The 20,915-nt window shown below is 29.9% G+C and carries 19 protein-coding genes; 11 read left to right on the top strand and 8 right to left on the bottom strand.

Going from position 1 to position 20,915, the window contains the following annotated elements:
• Positions 1–10 precede the first annotated feature (10 nt).
• From RT575_RS06615 to RT575_RS06605, 3 genes are read right to left on the bottom strand one after another with little or no spacing between them, the layout of a single operon-like run.
• Positions 11–784 carry an alpha/beta fold hydrolase gene (locus RT575_RS06615; protein ID WP_313579702.1) on the bottom strand — a complete coding sequence of 258 codons (774 nt, stop codon included), beginning with the start codon at positions 782–784 and terminating at the stop codon, positions 11–13.
• Between the two features lies 1 nt (position 785).
• Positions 786–1,511, bottom strand: a complete 726-nt coding sequence (locus tag RT575_RS06610; RefSeq protein ID WP_313383767.1) for a pyridoxine 5'-phosphate synthase — start codon at positions 1,509–1,511, stop codon at positions 786–788.
• 13 nt (positions 1,512–1,524) lie between these two features.
• Positions 1,525–2,781 (bottom strand): mechanosensitive ion channel family protein, encoded by a 1,257-nt coding sequence (locus tag RT575_RS06605; protein ID WP_313579700.1) that lies wholly within the window; start codon positions 2,779–2,781, stop codon positions 1,525–1,527.
• Positions 2,782–2,831: 50 nt separating this feature from the next.
• On the opposite strand from RT575_RS06605, the gene RT575_RS06600 reads away from it, so the two are divergent.
• From RT575_RS06600 to infB, 4 genes are all read left to right on the top strand, one after another.
• A complete protein-coding gene (locus RT575_RS06600) occupies positions 2,832–3,317 on the top strand; it encodes a DUF456 domain-containing protein (protein ID WP_313383770.1) in 486 nt (161 codons plus the stop codon).
• Between the two features lie 125 nt (positions 3,318–3,442).
• Positions 3,443–3,904 carry a ribosome assembly cofactor RimP gene (rimP, locus tag RT575_RS06595; RefSeq protein WP_313579697.1) on the top strand — a complete coding sequence of 154 codons (462 nt, stop codon included), beginning with the start codon at positions 3,443–3,445 and terminating at the stop codon, positions 3,902–3,904.
• Positions 3,905–3,918: 14 nt separating this feature from the next.
• Positions 3,919–5,154, top strand: coding sequence for a transcription termination factor NusA (gene nusA / locus RT575_RS06590; RefSeq protein ID WP_313383773.1), 1,236 nt, complete (start codon positions 3,919–3,921; stop codon positions 5,152–5,154).
• Between the two features lie 65 nt (positions 5,155–5,219).
• Positions 5,220–8,279: a translation initiation factor IF-2 gene (gene infB / locus RT575_RS06585; protein ID WP_313579695.1), complete on the top strand. Its 3,060-nt coding sequence runs from the start codon at positions 5,220–5,222 to the stop codon at positions 8,277–8,279.
• Between the two features lie 506 nt (positions 8,280–8,785).
• Here the strand turns inward: infB and RT575_RS06580 are convergent.
• Genes RT575_RS06580 through RT575_RS06570 form a run of 3 tightly spaced genes read right to left on the bottom strand, consistent with a single transcriptional unit; the run spans position 8,786 to position 11,908 of the window.
• Positions 8,786–10,372: a 2-oxo acid dehydrogenase subunit E2 gene (locus RT575_RS06580; RefSeq protein ID WP_313579693.1), complete on the bottom strand. Its 1,587-nt coding sequence runs from the start codon at positions 10,370–10,372 to the stop codon at positions 8,786–8,788.
• Between the two features lie 4 nt (positions 10,373–10,376).
• Complete coding sequence (pdhA, locus tag RT575_RS06575; protein WP_313383777.1) at positions 10,377–11,378, bottom strand: pyruvate dehydrogenase (acetyl-transferring) E1 component subunit alpha; 1,002 nt, start codon at positions 11,376–11,378, stop codon at positions 10,377–10,379.
• Between the two features lie 56 nt (positions 11,379–11,434).
• Positions 11,435–11,908: a cytidine deaminase gene (locus RT575_RS06570; protein WP_313579691.1), complete on the bottom strand. Its 474-nt coding sequence runs from the start codon at positions 11,906–11,908 to the stop codon at positions 11,435–11,437.
• A gap of 105 nt (positions 11,909–12,013) precedes the next feature.
• On the opposite strand from RT575_RS06570, the gene RT575_RS06565 reads away from it, so the two are divergent.
• On the top strand, positions 12,014–13,540 hold the full coding sequence (locus RT575_RS06565) for a YifB family Mg chelatase-like AAA ATPase (protein WP_313579689.1): 1,527 nt from the start codon (positions 12,014–12,016) through the stop codon (positions 13,538–13,540).
• A 4-nt stretch (positions 13,541–13,544) separates the two neighbouring features.
• On the opposite strand, the gene RT575_RS06560 is transcribed toward RT575_RS06565, so the two are convergent.
• Together RT575_RS06560 and folP are read right to left on the bottom strand one after the other, a co-directional pair.
• Complete coding sequence (locus RT575_RS06560; RefSeq protein ID WP_313579687.1) at positions 13,545–14,561, bottom strand: acyltransferase family protein; 1,017 nt, start codon at positions 14,559–14,561, stop codon at positions 13,545–13,547.
• Positions 14,562–14,564: 3 nt separating this feature from the next.
• Complete coding sequence (gene folP / locus RT575_RS06555) at positions 14,565–15,395, bottom strand: dihydropteroate synthase (RefSeq protein WP_313579685.1); 831 nt, start codon at positions 15,393–15,395, stop codon at positions 14,565–14,567.
• Positions 15,396–15,448: 53 nt separating this feature from the next.
• Between folP and RT575_RS06550 the strand changes: the two genes are divergently transcribed.
• From RT575_RS06550 to RT575_RS06525, 6 genes are all read left to right on the top strand, one after another.
• Positions 15,449–15,997: a DUF1599 domain-containing protein gene (locus tag RT575_RS06550; RefSeq protein WP_313579683.1), complete on the top strand. Its 549-nt coding sequence runs from the start codon at positions 15,449–15,451 to the stop codon at positions 15,995–15,997.
• Positions 15,994–17,115, top strand: coding sequence for a BT_3928 family protein (locus RT575_RS06545; RefSeq protein WP_313579681.1), 1,122 nt, complete (start codon positions 15,994–15,996; stop codon positions 17,113–17,115). The genes RT575_RS06550 and RT575_RS06545 overlap by 4 nt, the downstream gene beginning before the upstream one ends.
• Before the next feature lie 3 nt (positions 17,116–17,118).
• The gene (locus RT575_RS06540; protein WP_313579679.1) at positions 17,119–18,198 is read left to right on the top strand and encodes an ABC transporter permease; all 1,080 of its coding nucleotides are present in this window, start codon (positions 17,119–17,121) and stop codon (positions 18,196–18,198) included.
• A gap of 77 nt (positions 18,199–18,275) precedes the next feature.
• Positions 18,276–19,034, top strand: a complete 759-nt coding sequence (tpiA, locus tag RT575_RS06535) for a triose-phosphate isomerase (protein WP_313383789.1) — start codon at positions 18,276–18,278, stop codon at positions 19,032–19,034.
• Positions 19,035–19,197: 163 nt separating this feature from the next.
• Positions 19,198–19,845: a hypothetical protein gene (locus RT575_RS06530; RefSeq protein ID WP_313579677.1), complete on the top strand. Its 648-nt coding sequence runs from the start codon at positions 19,198–19,200 to the stop codon at positions 19,843–19,845.
• Between the two features lie 103 nt (positions 19,846–19,948).
• Positions 19,949–20,863, top strand: a complete 915-nt coding sequence (locus RT575_RS06525) for a WYL domain-containing protein (RefSeq protein WP_313579675.1) — start codon at positions 19,949–19,951, stop codon at positions 20,861–20,863.
• Positions 20,864–20,915: the final 52 nt, after the last annotated feature.

Raw genomic sequence — 20,915 nt, 5'->3', positions numbered from 1 at the left:
CTTTTTCAGTTTATTTATTTAATAAGAAATTTAAAATTTCATTCATGAAATCTTTTGGATTTTCTGCATGAATCCAATGTCCAGCATTTGCAATTTTCTTGATTTCTGCATTTGGAAAACGTTCTTTAATTATCATTTCATCCTCAGGTAAAATATAATTAGAATTTGCTCCTCCTAAAAACAAAGTTGGTCCATCAAATTCTCCTTTCAATAAATCATGACCAATCATTTTATCATAAAATTTATATAAAATAGGTAAGTTAAAACGAAAGGCATATTTACCATTTTCAGCATTATAAACGTTTTTTAATAAAAACTGACGAACTCCAATTTCAGGTATATATTCACTTAAAATATTTTCAACATCCTTTCTTGAATCAACTTTATCAAAATCAACAGAATTTAAAGCTTTAAAAATAGCATTATGATGAGGTTGGTATGCTTTCGGAGCCATATCTGCAACAATTAAATGGTCTAACCTTTCTTGATTAAGCATAGCAAAATTAATTACAATTCGTCCTCCTAAAGAATGTCCCAAAAGATGAGCTTTTTTAATAGAGTGAGCATTCATATAATTAATAATATCTTCTGTCATTGCTTCAATAGAAGAATCATCATCATGAAAACTCCTTCCGTGATTGCGTAAATCAATTAAATGAGTTGTAAAATATTCTCCGAACCCTTTTCCTAAAGTATTCCAATTATCTAATTGTCCAAATAGTCCATGAAAAACAAGTAGATGTTTATCTCCAGAACCAACAATTTTACTATGTAATATGTTCATGTTATAAATTAGCTAATTCTATTTTACGTAAATAAGCTTGTATTGTATTTTCTAAGCCTAAATATAAAGCTTCAGATATAAGTGCATGACCGATTGAAACTTCAGCAACTTGAGGAATTTCACGAATAAAAAATTCTATATTATCTAAACTTAAATCGTGTCCTGCATTTACAGCTAATCCATTTTCTATAGCTAATAAAGCTGTCTCTTTGTATGGATTTATAGCAGATTTATTTCCTTTTTCGTATTCGGAAGCAAACATTTCTGTGTACAATTCTATACGATCAGCACCTGTTTTCGCGGCACTTTCTACCAAAGAAGGATTTGGATCTAAGAAAATAGAAGTTCTAATACCTGCTTCTTTAAATGTTTTAATCACATCAGATAAATAATCAAAATGTTTTATTGTATCCCAACCAGCATTAGAAGTTATTGCATCTTCAGCATCAGGAACTAAAGTAACTTGTTCAGGGTTTGATTTTAGAACCAATTCTATAAAGCTATCAATAGGTTTTCCTTCGATATTAAATTCTGTAGTAACAACAGGTTTTAAATCATAAACATCTTGATAACGAATATGCCTTTCATCTGGACGAGGATGTATCGTTATTCCTTGTCCTCCAAATTCTTGTATTTTTATTGCAGCTTCTACTAAATTTGGAGTATTTCCTCCTCTTGCATTTCGTATTGTTGCAATCTTATTTATGTTAACACTTAATTTTGTCATTTCTAATGAATTATTATTTTGTTATATCAGTAATTGAAATATTTTGCATAATTTCTAAGTCAAATTTACGACAAGCAGTTAATAAATGATCAAAAATATCAGCTTGAATTCTTTCAAATTCAATATTACTCATCGTATTAATAAAGCAACCTATCTCTAGAGGCATTCCATTTGGAGTAACCGCGAGTTGTTTTATAATAATAGAATCTCTAGATGAAATTGTTTTTAAATTTTTTAAATAATTTTCAACATATATCCTAAAAACACCAATGTTTGTTAAATTCTCTCCATTAAGATCAATTTCAGGATGGTTTATATTTTGATTGAAATTATAAATATCTTCTCGTTTTTGTTTAATATATTCACTGATAATGGTAATGTTTTCGAAATGATTAAACATTTTTTCATTACAAAATTTAAAAGAATTAACATTGAATGTGATAGATCTTTTTATTTGTCTAGTTCCTGTTGCTAACATAGCCATATGATTAGTTACTTGAGAAGAAACTAAATCCACTGTAGGTACAGTTGTAACAGATTTATCAAAACGCTGAATTTTCACAAGATTAATATTTATTTCTTTCACTAATCCTTCTACATCTCCTTTTGAAATTGTAATCCAATCACCAACTTTTACAATTTTTGAATAAGATATTTGTAATCCAGAAACAAAACCGAAAATCGCATCTCTAAAAATTAATAAAACAGCAGCAGTTAGTGCTCCTAAAACAGTTATAATAGTATTTGGGTTAACTGTAAATAAGACCATTATTCCTGAAATGACAGAAAAAAATGTAATAATAAATTTTAGCATTTGACCAAAAGTTCTCACACCTACAGTTATGTAACTATTTTCTTTATTATAAACATCTATAATTGTATTTATTATTCTGAATAAAACTTGTGTGAATACAATTAAAAATAATAATTCTGTTATTTTTTGAATAGGAAAAAGAATATTTACACCTTGTTTAAATAAGATTGGATTAATGTTTATTGCTAAACTTATTGGAATAAGATGAATAACTGATTTAAAAACACGATTATTATATAAAAAATGAATCCAATCATTTTCTGTATAATTGGTAATCTTTTTTATAATTGGAATAATAATCGCTCTTAAAATAAAATCAACAACAAATAAAATTGCAATCCATGAAATGATTTCTAGAAATGTAAAAAGGTTTTCTGATAAATCTATTTTAAATTGTTGGTTAAAAAAGAATTTTACACCATCAGAAATTTCTTTGTAAAAAGATTTGTCTTGCATAAGTTGGAATTATTATTGTAAAGATAGAGATTATTTAAGTTTATTAAAAAATGGATCAAAATACGTTATTGAATATCTTAAGTGGGTTTTTACTGATTTTGGGTTTAATAGGAACAATTTTACCTGTTTTGCCAGGTTCGTTATTGTCATTTATAGGCTTAGTTGTCTTCAAGTTTAGTAATGATTCAAACTATAGTTGGATAGCATTGTTAGTAGCTTTATTTTTTGTAATATTAGGAATATTATTTGATTACTTATTACCTATTTATATGACCAAAAAATTGGGAGGAACTAAATACGGTATTTGGGGTTCTATTTTAGGATTGATTATTGGATTTTTTTTTCCACCGTTTGGCTTTATCGTAGCACCATTTTTAGGTGCTTTTATAGCAGAATTATTGTTCACAAAGATTAAATCTGTTTCAGCTTTAAAATCGGCATTAGGTTCTTTTCTAGGATTTATTTTAACAACAGGTTACGATGTTATTTTATCTTTAATATTTATTACTATTTTTATATATCAGTTATTGAATTAACAACCATGTATTTTAACAGATTATCTAATAGAAATTAGGTCGTTAAAAAAAAATGTTCTATATTTGCAAAGAATTTAAAAGAATAAATGGAGGAGGGCTGGTTATAGCTCTCTTTTTCGTTGTATATGGATTCAAATAAAGTAAAACAGCTCATAGAAGAAGCAATAGCGGAAAATCCAGCTTTGTTTCTTATCGAATGGAAAATCTCTCCAGATAATAAAATTTCTATTTTAGCAGATGGAGATGAAGGTTTATCAATCGAAGAAATTGTAAGAATTAGCCGCCACGTAGAACACAATCTTGATCGTGAAGAATGTGATTTTGCATTGGAAGTTTCCTCTCCTGGTGTAGGTAGTAATTTAACAATACCTCGTCAATATCAAAAAAATGTAGGCCGTATTTTAGAGGTTACATTAAATGATAAAGTAATGGAAGGAGAAATTGTAGAAGCAGATGAGGAGGGTGTAATTATCTTCTGGGAATCTCGCGAACCAAAACCAGTAGGGAAAGGTAAAATTACAGTTGAACACGAAGAAAAAATTAATTACGCTGACATTAAGAAAGCGATAATAAAAGTCACCTTTTAAAATATTAAAATGTAATGGACAATCTTGCATTAATCGAATCTTTTGGAGATTTTAAAGACGATAAAAATATCGACCGTATTACGCTTATGGCAATCTTAGAAGAAACATTGAAAAGTGTTTTGAAAAAGAAATATGGTACTGATGATAACTTTGATATTATTGTAAATCCTGATAAAGGAGACTTAGAAATATGGCATAACCGAATTGTTGTAGAAGACGGTTTTTCTGAAGATGATGCAACAGATATAGAATTATCTGAAGCTAGAAAAATAGAACCAGATTTCGAAGTAGGTGAGGAAGTTTCTGAAAAAATTCCAATCGAAGCATTGGGACGTCGTGCTATATTAACATTACGGCAAACATTGGTTTCTAAAGTAATGGAGCACGATAACTCAAATTTATATGAGAAATTTAAAGGGTTAATAGGTGAAGTAGTTTCTGGTGAAATTCATTATGTACGTCACAAACAGGTGATTATAATGGATGATGAACAAAATGAAATGATTTTACCTAAAGAGAATCAAATTCCTTCAGATTTCTTTAGAAAAGGGGATACATTACGTGCTGTTGTAGATGATGTAAAATTAAGAGGAGCAAAACCTCAAATTATTTTATCTAGAACTTCTCCTAAATTTTTAGAAAGATTATTTGAACAAGAAATACCAGAGATTTTAGATGGTTTAATAACAATTAAAAACGTTGTTAGAATCCCTGGAGATAAAGCTAAGGTAGCTGTAGAATCTTACGATGATCGTATAGATCCAGTTGGAGCTTGTGTAGGAATGAAAGGATCTCGTATCCATTCTATAGTTCGTGAGTTAAGAAATGAAAATATAGATGTAATTAACTATACAAACAATCAAAGTTTATATATTCAAAGAGCTTTAAATCCTGCAAAAATTTCTAAAATAGAAATTAATGAAGAACAGAATAAAGCTTTAGTTCATGTAGAACCAGAAGAAGTTTCTAAAGCAATTGGTAAAGGAGGTTATAACGTTCGTTTAGCTTCTAAATTAGTTGGAATGGAAATTGATATTTTTAGAGAAGGAGCACAAGACGAGGACGTAGAATTAAGAGAATTTTCTGACGAAATCGATGGTTGGGTAATTGACGCATTTAGCGCAATAGGATTAGATACTGCTAAAAGTATTTTAGAACAAGATGTTGATGATTTGATTAAGAGAACAGACCTAGAAGAGGAAACAATTTTAGACGTAATTCGTATCTTAAAAGAAGAGTTTGAAGATTAATTCATTCTCAATTCATAAACAATTTGTAAATTTGCAAACATTATAAAATAAGAGATAAGTTTCATATGCCGGAAATAAGATTAAGTAAAGTATTAAAAGAATTAAATATATCAATAGATAGAGCTGTTGATTTTTTAGAAGGGAAGGGTACAACAGTAGAAAAAAATCCGAACTCTAAAATCGACGTGCCAACTTACGATATTTTAGTTAATGAGTTCCGATCTGATGCTAAACAAAAGCAAGCTTCCGGTGAAGTAGTCATTAACAAAATTTCAGATATCAAAGCCGCTGAGAAAAAAGAAGCAGAGGCAAAAGCTGCAACTGAAAAACCAGTAGAAAAGAAACCTGAAATCATTGAAACGACGAAAGTTGAATTGGAAGGACCAAAGACTGTTGGAAAAATAGACTTAGATGCTTTGAAACCTAAAGCCAAAGTAGAAAAACCTGCGGCAAAAGAAGAGGTGAAGAAAGAAGAAATCAAGAAAGAGGAGGCACCAAAAGCTGAACCTAAAACTGAATCAAAAGAGGAACCGAAAGGACCGAAAGTGATAAAAGTTATTGATCTTGATAAAATAAATAATACAGGTAAACCTAAAAAGCAAGATTCTCCAGCTCCTAAAAAAGAGCAAGCAGAACCTAAAAAGGCGGAAGCACCGAAGGCGGAAGTTAAAAAAGAGGTGAAGAAAGAAGAACCTAAAAAGGTGGAAGAGGTTAAAAAGCCTGAAATAAAAACGGAAGCGAAGCCTGAAGTGAAGAAAGAAGAAATTGAAGAAGTAGCAGCAGTTGAACCTCAAAAAATTGAAACTGTCTACACAAAATTAGATGGACCTAATTTTACAGGTGCAAAGATTGACTTATCAAAATTTGATAAGAAAAAAACTGACGATAAAAAAGGGAATCAAAAAGGTGCTAATAACGCTGCTGACAAGAAAAAGCGCAAACGTATCCAGAAAAACGTTAAACCAGAAGATGTAGCAAAAGCTGGAGAAAACGGAGGAAACAATAATAATCGTCAAGGTGGTAATAACAACCACGGAGGAGGAAACAACAATAACCGTCAAGGTGGTAATAACAACCACGGAGGAGGAAATAATAACAACCGTCAAGGAGGTCAAGGACAAGGAGGAAATCGCCCAGGAGGTCAAGGTGGAAATCGTCAAGGTGGTGGAAACTTTAGAGGTGGAAACAACCGTGGACCAAGAGTTCCTCAAGTAGAACTTTCTGACGAAGATGTTAAAAAACAAATTAAAGACACTTTAGATAAACTTACTAATAAAGGAAAAGGATCTAAAGGGGCTAAACACAGAAGAGACAAACGTAAAGAACGTCGTGAGTTTGCTGAGCAAGAGCAAGAAGCAATGGACATGGACAAAACTTTACACGTAACAGAATTTGTAACGGTTAACGAATTAGCTTCGTTAATGGATGTTTCTGTTACAGAAGTTATCTCTGCATGTATGTCATTGGGAATCATGGTTACCATGAACCAACGTCTTGAAGCGGATACAATTCAATTAGTTGCAGATGATTTTGGATTCGAAGCAGTATTTGCTAATGCTGAAGAAGAAATCTCAACTGAAGAAGAAGAAATCGATAACGAAGAAGATTTAGTAACTCGTGCGCCAATTGTAACTGTAATGGGACACGTTGACCACGGTAAAACATCTTTATTAGATTATATTCGTAAAGCAAATGTAATTGCTGGTGAGTCTGGAGGTATTACACAACATATTGGTGCGTACAACGTAACATTGCCTAGTGGTAAACGTGTAGCATTCTTAGATACACCAGGTCACGAGGCTTTTACAGCGATGCGTGCTCGTGGTGCTCAGGTAACGGATATTGCAATTATTGTGATTGCAGCCGATGACCAAATCATGCCACAAACGCGTGAAGCAATTTCTCACGCTCAAGCAGCTGGAGTACCAATGGTATTCGCAATCAACAAAGTTGATAAACCAGCAGCTAATCCAGAAAAAGTAAAAGAGCAATTAGCTCAAATGAACTTATTAGTTGAAGACTGGGGTGGTACTTACCAATCTCAAGAAATCTCGGCTAAATCTGGTTTAGGAGTAGAAGATTTATTAGAAAAAGTATTATTAGAAGCTGAGGTATTAGACCTTAAAGCGAATCCAAAACGTAAAGCATCTGGTACAGTTGTAGAAGCTGCATTAGATAAAGGACGTGGATATGTTTCGACAATTATTGTACAAACAGGTACATTACACATCGGAGATTATGTATTAGCAGGATCTCACCATGGTAAAGTTCGTGCAATGTTAGATGAGCGTGGTAACAATGTAAAAGTTGCAGGTCCATCTACTCCAGTTACAATTTTAGGTTTAGCAGGAGCACCAACAGCAGGTGATAAATTTAAAGTTTATGAAGACGAGCGTGAAGCGAAACAAATTGCATCTCGTAGAGATCAATTACAACGTGAGCAAACAATCCGTACTCAAAAACATATTACACTTGATGAGATTGGACGTCGTATTGCATTAGGAGATTTCAAAGAGTTAAATATTATCTTGAAAGGAGATGTGGATGGTTCTGTTGAAGCATTAACAGATTCATTACAAAAATTATCTACAGAAGAGATTATTGTTAATATCTTACACAAAGGTGTTGGACAAATTACAGAATCTGACGTATTATTAGCTTCTGCTTCAGATGCTATTATTATCGGATTTAATGTTCGTCCAGGAGTTTCTGCTCGTGAGATTGCTGAGAGAGAAGAAGTAGAAATTAGAACTTATTCTATTATCTATGCTGCTATCGAAGAAATCAAAGAAGCAATGGAAGGTATGTTATCTCCAGAGTTGAAAGAGCAAGTAACTGGTAATATCGAAGTTCGTGAAACATTCAAAGTAACGAAAGTAGGAACGATTGCTGGATGTATGGTGATTGATGGTAAAGTTTACAGACAATCTAAAATCCGTATTATTCGTGATGGTGTTGTTATTCACGAAGGTGAATTAGCTTCATTAAAACGTTTTAAAGACGATGTTAAAGAAGTAAACAAAGGTTACGAATGTGGTCTTAACATTAAAAACTTTAACGACATTCAAGTAGGTGATATTATTGAAGCTTACGAAACTGTAGAAGTTAAAAAGAAATTGAAATAAAATTTCAAAAATTATAAAAATTAAAAGGTTGCTTATTATTTAAGCAACCTTTTTTTATTTGTGGTTTTACAGATTATATTCCAACTAAAAACGAATAATAAGTAAAACTAACTAGTTGTTTATTCTTTTATGTATAGTCGCTTAAAAGTTACTATGTAGATGATTTGGGCAATACCTTCGGTCCGCACTTTCCATTCCCAATCTTTGCTAGTAAGAAATGGGTAAATAATTATAAAATAAATTAACTAGCAAAGGATTTTCATTTCAATTGCTATTGCAGTTAAAAAATAATCAAAAGTATCATCAAAGAAATTGTACTAATCCTGAAAATAAGTGTTTTTCGAGGCAATGATTAGCTAGTAAATACATCTTGTATAAGATGTGTTTACTAGGTACTTTTACATAACAATTCGGGAAGAAAGTAACATTATATGTTGCGTTTTATTCAAAAAAAAACCGTTTCATAAAGAAACGGTTTTTATATTATATGTTATTTAATTAGTCGATTAAACTAACATTGTAACAGGGTTTTCGATGTATGTTTTTAACGTTTGTAAAAACTGAGCACCAGTAGCACCATCTACAGTTCTATGGTCACAAGCTAATGATAATTTCATTGTATTACCAACAACTATTTGTCCATTTTTAACAACTGGTTTTTCGATGATAGCACCTACAGATAAAATACAAGAATTTGGTTGATTGATAATTGATGTAAATGATTCAATTCCAAACATACCTAAATTAGAAACAGAAAAAGTAGATTTTTCCATTTCGTCTGCTTTTAATTTTCTATCTCTTGCACGACCTGCGTAATCTCTTACTTCAGCAGAAATTTGAGTGAATGATTTTTGATCTGTGTTTTTAACAACAGGAACTAATAAACCATCTTCTACAGCAACTGCAACACCAATATTGATGTCTCCGTGTTGAATAATTTCTGTATCTGTCCAAGTAGAGTTAACTGCTGGGTGCTTACGTAAAGCCATAGCAACTGCTTTTACAACGATATCATTGAATGATACTTTTGTGTTAGGAACAGCATTTAATTGTTTACGAGCTTCAATAGCGTTATCCATATCTAACTCTACATTTAAGTAATAATGTGGAGCTGTAAATTTAGATTCAGCTAAACGTTTAGCAATTACTTTTCTCATTTGAGAGTTAGGAATTACAACGTCTTCACCAGAAGCAAATACTTGAGCTGGTTTAGCAGCAGTTTTTGTTTCTACTGATTTAGCAGCTGGTTGATAATTTTCGATATCTTTTTTGATGATACGACCGTTATCTCCAGAACCTTTTACTTCAGCTAAGTTTATTCCTTTGTCTTTAGCGATTGTTTTAGCTAAAGGAGAAGCAAAAATACGTTCGTTAGAAGAAGTTTCTTCAGCTTTAGTTTCAGTAGCTTTTTCTGCACTTGCAGCTTTTTCTTCTTTTACTTCAGCTTTAGGAGCGCTAACTTTTCCTCCGTTAGAAACAATTCCAGAAACATCTGTACCTTCCTCACCAATAATAGCAAGAATAGAATCTACTGGAGCAGGCTCGTTAGCTTTAACACCTTGATATAATAAAACACCGTCAAATTCTGATTCGAATTCTTGTACAGCTTTATCAGTTTCAATTTCAGCAAGAATGTCACCTTCAGCAACTTTATCACCAACATTTTTGTGCCAAACAACAACTGTACCTTCTTCCATTGTATCAGAAAGACGAGGCATAGAAATAACTTCTACATTGTCAGGAATTTCTGCAGCTGGTTGTTCTTCAGTTTTTTTAGGTTCTTCAACAGAAGCTTCTTTAGTTTCTTGCTTAGAAGCTGGTTTTCCACCTCCGATTAAATCAGAAATATCTTCACCTTCTTTACCAATAATAGCTAAAATTTCATCAACTTTAGTTGAAACACCTTCTTGAACACCTTGGTATAATAAAACACCATCAATTTCAGATTCAAATTCTTGGATTGCTTTATCAGTTTCAATTTCAGCAAGGATATCACCTTCAGAAACTTTATCACCAACATTTTTATGCCATTTTACAACAGTACCTTCTTCCATTGTATCGCTTAAGCGAGGCATTGTAATAATTTCTGCCATTGTTCTAGTTATTTTCTATTTTATCTAAGAATGGATAATCAGGTTCTGAATAATTGTATTTGTATAATACGTCACTATCAGGGAAAGGAGAATTTTCAGCAAAATCAACGCATTCTTCAACACGATTTTTAGCTTCTTCAATAATTGTATCTAATTCTTCTTCTGTAGCCCATTTATTAGATAATATATGAGATTTTACATTTAAGATAGGATCTTCATTTTTGTACTCTTCAACTTCTTCTTTAGTACGGTAAGGTTCAGCATCAGACATAGAGTGTCCTCTATAGCGATAAGTACGAATATCTAAGAATGTAGGTCCATCTCCACGACGAGCACGCTCGATTGCTTCGTAAGCAGCTTCAGCTACTTTTACAGGATCCATTCCATCAACTGGCATACATGGCATTTCATAACCTAAACCTAATTTCCAAATATCCTCGTGATTTGCAGTACGAGAAACAGAAGTACCCATTGCGTATCCATTGTTTTCACAAACAAATACTACAGGTAATTTCCAGTTCATAGCCATGTTAAAAGTTTCGTGTAATGTTCCTTGGCGAGTTGCACCATCTCCCATTAAACAAATTGTAACATGATCTTTGTCGTTATATTTGTCTCCAAATGCCATACCAGCACCTAATGGAATTTGTCCACCAACGATACCGTGACCTCCATAGAAACCATGTTCTTTACTGAAAAAGTGCATAGATCCACCTAAACCATGAGATGTACCATCAGATTTTCCAGTAATTTCAGCCATTAATCTTTTTGGATCTTCACCCATTGCGATTGGCCAAACGTGACAACGGTAAGCAGTAATAACTTTATCACCAGATTTCATTGCATGTAAAAATCCTGCTGGTAAAGCTTCTTGACCATTGTAAAGGTGTAAGAAACCTCTAATTTTTTGTTTTAAATATAATGAACGACACTTGTCCTCAAAGCGACGCCAAAAGTTCATATCACGATACCATTGTAGGTACGTTTCTTGCGTTAATTTTTCCATAATTGCACAATTCCGTTGGAACAAATTTAAACTAATCTATTTAGTGTACAAAATTGCTAACCTAAAAATTCATCAGTAAAATGTAATGGAAGTAAATCTTTGGCAGAATTTAACACAAAAACTTCACTTTCATTCCCTGCTAACAATAGTTCAATAGAAGAATTTTGTTTTTTTTCCATTTCTAAAATGTATTGACGACACATTCCACATGGAGGTAATGGATAGTTAATATTTGGAGTAGAAACAGCTAGTTTAGTTATTTTAATATCTGGGAAATTAGCATTTACATAAGCTAATAAACCTCTTTCTGCACAAGAACCAACAGGGTAAGCTGCATTTTCTTGGTTAGAGCTAGAAAATATTTCACCATTTTCTAATTGTACAGCTGCACCAACTTTAAAATTAGAATAAGGAGCATAGGCATTTTGAGAAATTTTATCTGCTTGTTCTAATACTTGTCTTTGATTGTTTTCAAGTTCAGCTTTATTGTCGTAGCTAGTAAACTCGAATGAGAATTTTTCTTTTTTCATATAAAATCACACAATCTGTGTTATTTAATTAGTTATTAAACACTTAAGTTCCTTCGGCTATTTTATACAATAGAAAAAGGAAGTAAATTTACGAAAAATATAGTTATGTTGGTTAAAATTTTTGCAAGTGCTATTTTTGGAGTTTCTGCTCAAACAATAACAGTAGAAGTAAATATAGATCAAGGTGTAGGTTATCATTTAGTTGGCTTGCCTGATAGTGCGATAAAAGAAAGTAATTTTAGGATTAATGCAGCACTTAAAAATTCTAACTTAAAATTACCAGGTAAAAAAATAACTATAAATATGGCACCTGCTGATTTACAAAAAGAAGGTTCTGCTTATGATTTACCCATTGCTATTGGAATTTTAGCTGCATCTGAACAAGTTAATTTTGTTGATTTAGATAAGTATGTAATGATGGGTGAGTTATCATTGGATGGAAGTTTACGTCCAATAAAAGGTGCTTTACCAATTACTATTAAAGCAAAAGAAGAAGGTTTTAAAGGTGTTATTCTACCACAACAAAATGCAGATGAAGCATCTGTTGTACAAGGAATAAAAGTTTTTGGAATAGATAATATTAAAGAAATAATTGATTTTTTTAATGGAGATATCCTTTTAGAACCTCATCAAGTAAATCTTAATCAATCATTTTTTGATCAGATGGAAAATTATCCATTTGATTTTGCAGATGTAAAAGGACAAGAAAATGTAAAAAGAGCAATGGAAATTGCTGCTGCTGGTGGACATAATATTATCTTAATTGGTCCTCCTGGTAGTGGAAAAACAATGTTAGCTAAAAGAATAGCTTCTATTTTACCTCCATTAACAATTGATGAAGCTTTAGAAACTACAAAAATACATAGTGTAGCTGGCAAATTAGCAAATCAGTCATTAATAACAATTAGGCCATTTATAAATCCTCATTCGACTATTTCTGATGTCGCATTGGTTGGAGGAGGATCATATCCTCAACCAGGTGAAATTTCACTTTCCCATAACGGAGTTTTATTTCTTGATGAATTACCAGAGTTTAAACGTTCTGTTTTGGAAGTGATGAGACAACCTCTGGAGGATAGAGAAGTAACAATATCTCGAGCAAAATTTACGGTAAATTATCCTGCAAGTTTTATGTTGGTTGCTTCTATGAATCCTAGTCCAAGTGGTTATTTTATGGATGATCCTAATAATACTTCTACATCTTCGGAAATGCAAAGGTATTTGAATAAAATTTCTGGACCTTTATTAGATAGAATAGATTTACATATAGAAGTAAATCCTGTTCCCTTTGATGATTTATCACAAGAAAGAAGAGGAGAAAAAAGTAAAGTGATAAGAGATAGGGTTATAAAAGCAAGGGATATTCAAACTAAAAGATTTCAAGATTCTAAAGTTCATTATAATTCGCAAATGGGACCAAAAGAACTTGATGCCTATTGTTTTTTAGATGATTCTTCTAAGAATTTAATAAAAATTGTGATGGAAAAATTAAACCTTTCAGCTCGGGCTTATGATAGAATTATTCGTGTCGGTAGAACAATTGCTGATTTAGAAGGATCAGAAAAAATTCTATCTAAACATATAAGTGAAGCGATTCAATATAGAAGTTTAGATAGAAATCAATGGATGTAATTTTTTAATTTATTATAACTTTTAACCATTTAAAGTTTTTATGTTTTTTCATTTTAATAAGTACAATAGATATTAGTATACAACATATAAAACTGATGATAAACGAATCAAACCCGTAATGATCAGGTTTTTTAAGAATTATAATAGTATAAATTGAGTAAAATATCATATGAGTAAAATAAAAAATAGTGCTTGCTTCACGTAATTTTTTGAATATTAAACTTTCTTTAAAATTAATTGTTAAAGTAATTAAGAATATAATAATGGAAAAGATAGCTATATATGTATATGAAAATAGTTCATTAATTAAAAGATTTGCAATCAACAAGATTAATCCTATATAAATAAAAGTAAAATATTTTTTTTTATATTTAGATATTATAGCTCCTGTCATAATATAAAACATACCTATGAAAAGACGTCCATTGATAAAAATGAATTTGAAATATTCTAAAGGTTTTTGGATGAAAACTGGTGTTAAATCTATTTTTTGTGTATAAATTGTTATTATTTCTGCAATTATAAATAACAAAACTGATAGTATATAAATATTTTTTAAATTAAATTTATTTTTTAGTAAGATAATTATTAATACTAAACTATATATCATAGAAAGTAAATACCATAACATCCAAGAGTTATAATTTTCACCAATAATAAAAAAACCTCTTATAAATTCAAAAATATCACTGATAGATGAACGGTCATTATTAATTAAACCATAAATTGTTAATGGTAAATAAATAAGAGTCCAAATTATATAAAGTTTGATTATTTTTTTTAAATAAGTTGATAAATTTTTTATTTCTTCAGATTTATTTGTTTTTTCAAAAATTAAAAACCCTGAAGAAATAAAAAAGAAAGGAACAGCACATGAGACAACAGTATTATATATTGTCATAAAAACACCAGGTTTAATATTTTCAAATGGATGAGTATGAATAGCAATAACAAAAATTGCCATAATTAATTTTACTAAATCAATAGTAAAATATTGTTTTGGATTATTTTTTTTTGACATCTTTTAAAATTTACCCTTCAGAGCATTATATATTTTTAATGTTTCTTTTGCTTCTTTTACATCATGTACTCGAAGTATTTTAGCACCTTTTTGTAATGCAACCATATTGAGTACTGATGTTCCATTAAGCGCTTCTTGTGCTGTTGTATTAAAAAGTTTATAAATCATAGATTTTCTAGAAATACCAACTAACAGAGGAAATTGATTAAAACCTAGAGCTTCCATTTTACTGAATAGCTCATAATTTTGTTCTAAATTTTTTGCAAATCCAAAACCAGGATCTAAAATAATATCATTTACTTTAGCAGCTTTTAATTTTTCTATTTTCTGAGAAAAATATTCATTCACTTCTAATGTGATATCATTGTATGATGTTTTTTCCTGCATTGTTTCAGGATTTCCTTTCATATGCATTAATATATAAGGAACATTTAATTCTTTTATAACATCAAACATATTATCATCTAATTCCCAACCAGAAACATCATTTATAATTGATGCACCTGCATTTATTGCTTTTTTAGCTACGTTTCCTCTAAAAGTATCTATAGATAAAATAATATCAGGATGATTTTTTACAATTGCTTCTATAAAAGGAATAGTTCTATCTATTTCTTCTTGTTCAGATATAACTTTTGCATTTGGTTTTGTAGAATATCCACCGATATCTATAATATCTGCACCATCATTTAAATATTTATCAATTTTTTCTAAAACTAAATTGATCGATTCATTACTTCCTCCATCAAAAAAAGAATCGGGAGTAGTATTTAAAATCCCCATAATTTTTGGTTCGTTCAAATCAATTAAACGTCCATTACAATTAATTGTCATATCTTAGAAGTTCTTTAAGTAATTTCAATTATTTTTGAAATCGAAACGAAATTATGAAAAATACCTCAATTCAATTCAAAGAAATTATCTCTATTTGTAGAGAATTATATATTAAGAAGCTAAAAGATTATGGTCCTGCTTGGCGTGTATTAAGATTACCTTCTTTAACAGATCAAATTTATATCAAAATTAGTCGTATTCGTACATTGCAAGAAGCAACTGAAAGAATGGTTGACGAAGATGAGGAAGGAGAATTTATTGCAATTGTAAATTATGCAATAATGGGACTTATTCAACTTGAATTAGGTTTTGCAGATCAGCCAGATTTAACAGATGAACAAGCTATTGAGTATTACGATAAATATGCAACAATAGCTTACGATTTGATGTTAAAAAAGAATCATGATTATGGAGAAGCCTGGAGAGAAATGAGAATTAGTTCTATCACAGATTTAATTTATCAAAAAGTTTTAAGAACAAAGAGTATCGAAGACAATAAAGGGAAAACAATTGTTTCTGAAGGTTTAGATGCAAATTATTTAGATATGATTAATTATTCAATTTTCTCAATGATATTAATTAAAGAAAATAAATTAACATGAAATATATTGTACAATTAGCTAGAATAATAGTTGGAGTAATTTTTATTATTTCAGGATTTGTAAAAAATGTAGATCCAGTTGGATTAAGTTATAAATTAGAAGAGTACTTTTCTCCTAATGTTCTTAATATTCATTTTTTAGAAAGTTTAAGTTTACCATTAGCAACATTTTTCTCAATCTTCGAAATTGTATTAGGAGTATTTTTACTTTTAGGAGTTTGGAAAAGATTTACAACAATAGCCTTATTAGTAACAATTGTATTTTTTACTTTCTTAACTTTTTATTCTGCATATTATAATAAAGTAACAGATTGTGGGTGTTTTGGTGATGCACTGAAATTAGAACCTTGGACATCTTTCTATAAAGACCTTGTTTTATTGGTCTTAATTTTAATTTTAGTTTTAGGACAAAAATATATTCAACCAATACTATCTCAAAAAGTAAATTATGTAATTAATTTTATAGCAATTGTAGGTTCTTTATATATAGCTTATTTAGGAATTTATCATAATCCGATTATAGATTTCCGTGCTTATGCAGTTGGAAAAAATTTAATTGAAGGAATGAAAACTCCTGAGGAATTAGGATTGAAACCAACAACTTACAAAACGATTTATACTTTAAAGAATAAGCAAGATGGTAAAGTTGTTGAGATTGATGATACACAATACATTTCTGATGATAAGTGGTATAAAGAGGGAACTCCTTGGCAAATAGAAGAAGATAAAACCAAAACAGTTGTAGAACAAAAAGGTTATGAACCTCCAATTCATGATTTTGGATTTGATTTTGATGGAGAAGATAAAACTTCACAAATATTAAATGATCCAAAAGTGATTGTTTTAGTTATTCCTTTTGCAGATAAATTAGATAAAGAGAAGATAGCTAAAATGAATAAATTAATCAATGATGCAAAAACTACAGATTTTTTAGTTGTTGCTGTTGCAAATAATCCTGTAGAAGGTCTAGCTATAAAAAATGCATTTATGGATCAAACAACCATGAAAACAATTACTCGTTCTAATCCAGGAATTATTGTACTAAATAAAGGAACTGTAAAAGCAAAATATCATTACAATGATTTTCCTTCAATCAATCAAATAAAAGAATTATTTTAATCCGTGACGAGTTACATTTTAAATAAAATATTTTACGGTTTTTTAACTCTTTTTGGAGTTGTGACTGTCGTTTTTTTTCTTTTTTCAGTCTTACCAGGTGATCCAGCTCGAATGATGTTAGATCAAAAAGAAGATCCTGTACAATTGGCACAAATAAGAAAAAATTTAGGGTTAGATCAACCATTATGGAAGCAATATGCATATTATATAAATGATCTTTCTCCTATTTCTTTTCATAATATAGAAAATGAAACTACTTATACATCTTTAAGTTCAGGTAAGTACAATTATATAGGTTTATTGAAATTAGGAACAAATGAAATGGTCTTGAAAACACCTTATTTACGTCAGTCATTTCAAAAACAAGGGAAAACAGTTTCTTCTATTATTGCTGAAACTCTACCTAATACAATTGTATTAGCAGTTGCTTCTATAGTTATAGCATCTGTATTTGGTATTTTATTAGGGATTCTGTCTGCTTTATTAAAAGATACTTGGGTAGATCGTTTATTATTGGTGATAACAAGTTTCGGAATGAGTATTCCTTCGTTTTTTTCAGCAATAATAATAGCTTATATTTTTGCTTTCTTATTACATAATGTAACAGGTCTTACAATGATTGGTAGCTTGTATGAGGTTGATGATCTAGGTGAAGGAAAACATCTTATGCTGAAAAATTTGATTTTACCAGCAATAACACTTGGTTCTCGTCCACTTGCTGTTTTTACTCAATTAACAAGAAATTCTTTATTAGAAGTTTTAAATCAAGATTATATACGAACAGCTTTTGCTAAAGGTTTATCAAGAAAAACTGTTATAACAAAACATGCTCTTCGTAATGCATTAAATCCAGTTATTACTGCTATATCAGGTTGGTTTGCATCAATGTTAGCAGGTTCTGTATTTGTAGAATTTGTTTTTGGTTGGAATGGTTTAGGAAAAGAAATTGTAAATGCTTTAAATACCTTGGATTTACCAATTGTTATGGGGGCAGTTTTAGTAATCGCAGTAATGTTTATTGTAATTAATATTATAGTAGATATATTATATGGAGTATTGGATCCACGCGTTAGAATAAAATAAGAAGATAAATGTATTCTGAAAAATAATATTTATCTTAGACTTTTAAATAAAATATACAAAATCAAAAAGAATAGAATATGCGCAATAAAATAGTAGCAGGTAACTGGAAAATGAATTTGAATTATGAAGAAGCAATTCAATTAGGTACAAATCTTAATGCTTGGATTGCAGATAATCAGCCAACTGCAGAAGTTATTATAGCTCCTTCTTTTATTTATTTACAAACATTATTAGAAGCTGTTGATGAGCAATATTTAAAAATAGCATCTCAAGATGTGTCAGCTCATGAAAAAGGTGCATACACTGGAGATGTATCTGCAGAACAATTAGATAGTATAGGTTTAGATTTTGCTATTGTTGGTCACTCAGAACGTAGAGATTATCAAGGAGAATCAGATACAATTATAGCAGAAAAATTAAAACAAGCTTTCAAACACCAAATTAATCCAATTTTTTGTGTTGGTGAAAAATTAGAAGAACGTGAAGCTGGAGATCATTTTGCTGTAGTAAAATCTCAAGTTTTAAATGCTTTATCTTATCAAAATAAAGAAGATTTATCTCGATTAGTAATTGCTTATGAACCAGTTTGGGCAATTGGTACAGGAAAAACTGCTACACCAGAACAAGCACAAGAAATTCATGCATTCATTCGAAAAGTTTTAAATGATGAATTTGGTGTTGAAGTTGCTAATAATACTAGTATTTTATATGGAGGAAGTGTAAATGCAGCAAATGCTGATGAAATTTTTTCTCAACCAGATATTGACGGAGGTCTTGTTGGTGGAGCATCATTAAAATATGATGATTTCGTTCAAATAATCGCTGCATGTAAGTAATTACAATAATACTAAAAAGAAATAAAAAATCCAAGAATTTTAATTCTTGGATTTTTTTATTAAGATAATTATAACATTTATTAAGATTTATTAAGAAATTTCGGAACGGTGTCTGCAAAGTTTATAGTACAAAGAATATTTAATTAAACAAAACACAATTATTATGAAAAAATTAAAGCAGACATTAGGGGTTTTAGCAATAGGAGTGCTTTCTTTTTCTTTTACAACGAAAAATGAATTACCAGTAGAGACTTCTTATTCGGTTAGTTTAGATGCACCAAAAGTTGTAATTCTTGATATTGTTGATAATATTGGTTCTCAAGGAACAAATATTGCAACCGAATTAAAATCTAAGTTAGAAACTCTTAATAAAGAGAATGTAAATGTTCTTCTATGGAAAGACTTGACAAAAGGATTACAAGAAGAAGAAAAAAAATCAATTATTGATAGTTTGAAACCAGAATTAATTATGACTTTAAATTTTGATAGTTCTGATGATAACACAAATAAAGTTGCTGCTGTTGTATCTAAACAAAATGTAGCTTTTGAAGAAACTTATAAAGTAGCTAGTGAATTAGCAGAAAATTTAAATTCAACTGCTATTAAGAATGATGGAGTTTATCAAACAGATTCTAAGTATATCCAAGATAATGCTGCACCATCTATCTTTTTAAGTTTAAAAGTTAAAAATGATCCTACATCTAATGCAGAAATTATTGATAAAATTTCAAACTTTATTGAAGCAGCACAAGTAGACGCTCCAGCTCCTGTTGTTCAAGATACTGTACAGCCAGCTGCTAGTGTACAATAAATTTAAATCATTATTTATAATGGTAAGGGTAATATCTGATTTTAAGATATTACCCTTTTTTTTGTTTTATATTTACAAAAGTTTTTTTATACTTTATATAACAATGTCAAAACAGGGATATATAGCACGTTATTTTAATATAGTTCGAAAACTTTCTCAGCAGAAATATTGTTCTTATGAGGAATTAGAAAAGTTTTTGGAAAGAGAATTTGAAGTTTTACAATTGCAAGATGATACATTAGAATTTAATTTTTCTAAACGAACATTGCAAAGGGATTTAAAAGAAATACGTAATATTCTAGGGATTGATATTGTTTACAGTAGAAGTCAAAAAGGCTATTATATTATTCAAGATGATTATAGTTCTGATTTATTTCTTAAAACATTAGAAGAAATTAATAGTTTTTCTGCGCTTAAACTTACAAATTCATTAGAATCGATTGTTTATCTTGAAAAAAGAAAGTCAAAACGAGCTGAATTTTTACCTGATATTGTACAAGCAATTCAACGTAAAAAACAGATAGAATTTCATTATTTGAAATTCGGAGAAGACTTAGAAACTATAAGAAAAGTATCTCCTTTGGCTATAAGAGAGTTCAATAATAGGTGGTATTTAATTGCTGAAGACAAAGGAATTGTTAAAAATTTTGGCTTAGAAAGAATGAATCATGTGTTAATTATGAAAGAAAAAATTAACACTGAACTAGAATTTGATTATAATGATAAGTATAAATATTCATACGGAATCATAGTTCCTTCTGAAGGAAAACCAGAAAAAATTATTTTATCTGTTACTAAAACACAAGCAGCATATTTAGAATCTTTACCCTTGCATGAATCTCAAGAGATGACGAAAACAATTGATAATGAAATATTAATCTCATTAGAAGTTTTTTTAACAGATGATTTTATAAGTGAACTTTTGGCAATGAGCCGTTCTGTTACAGTTGTAAAACCTCAAAAGTTAAAAGATAAAATGAAATTTATACTTAATGATATTTTGAATAAATATTCATAAATTTTTATTTTTTTTGGTAATCCCTATCGGGGCACGCTATTCATTACAATCT

Source organism: Chishuiella sp. (assembly GCF_032109125.1).
In the GTDB taxonomy this organism is placed as follows: domain Bacteria; phylum Bacteroidota; class Bacteroidia; order Flavobacteriales; family Weeksellaceae; genus Empedobacter.
Note: the sequence above shows the minus strand (reverse complement) of the source record. Positions and strands in the feature narration are given on the sequence as shown.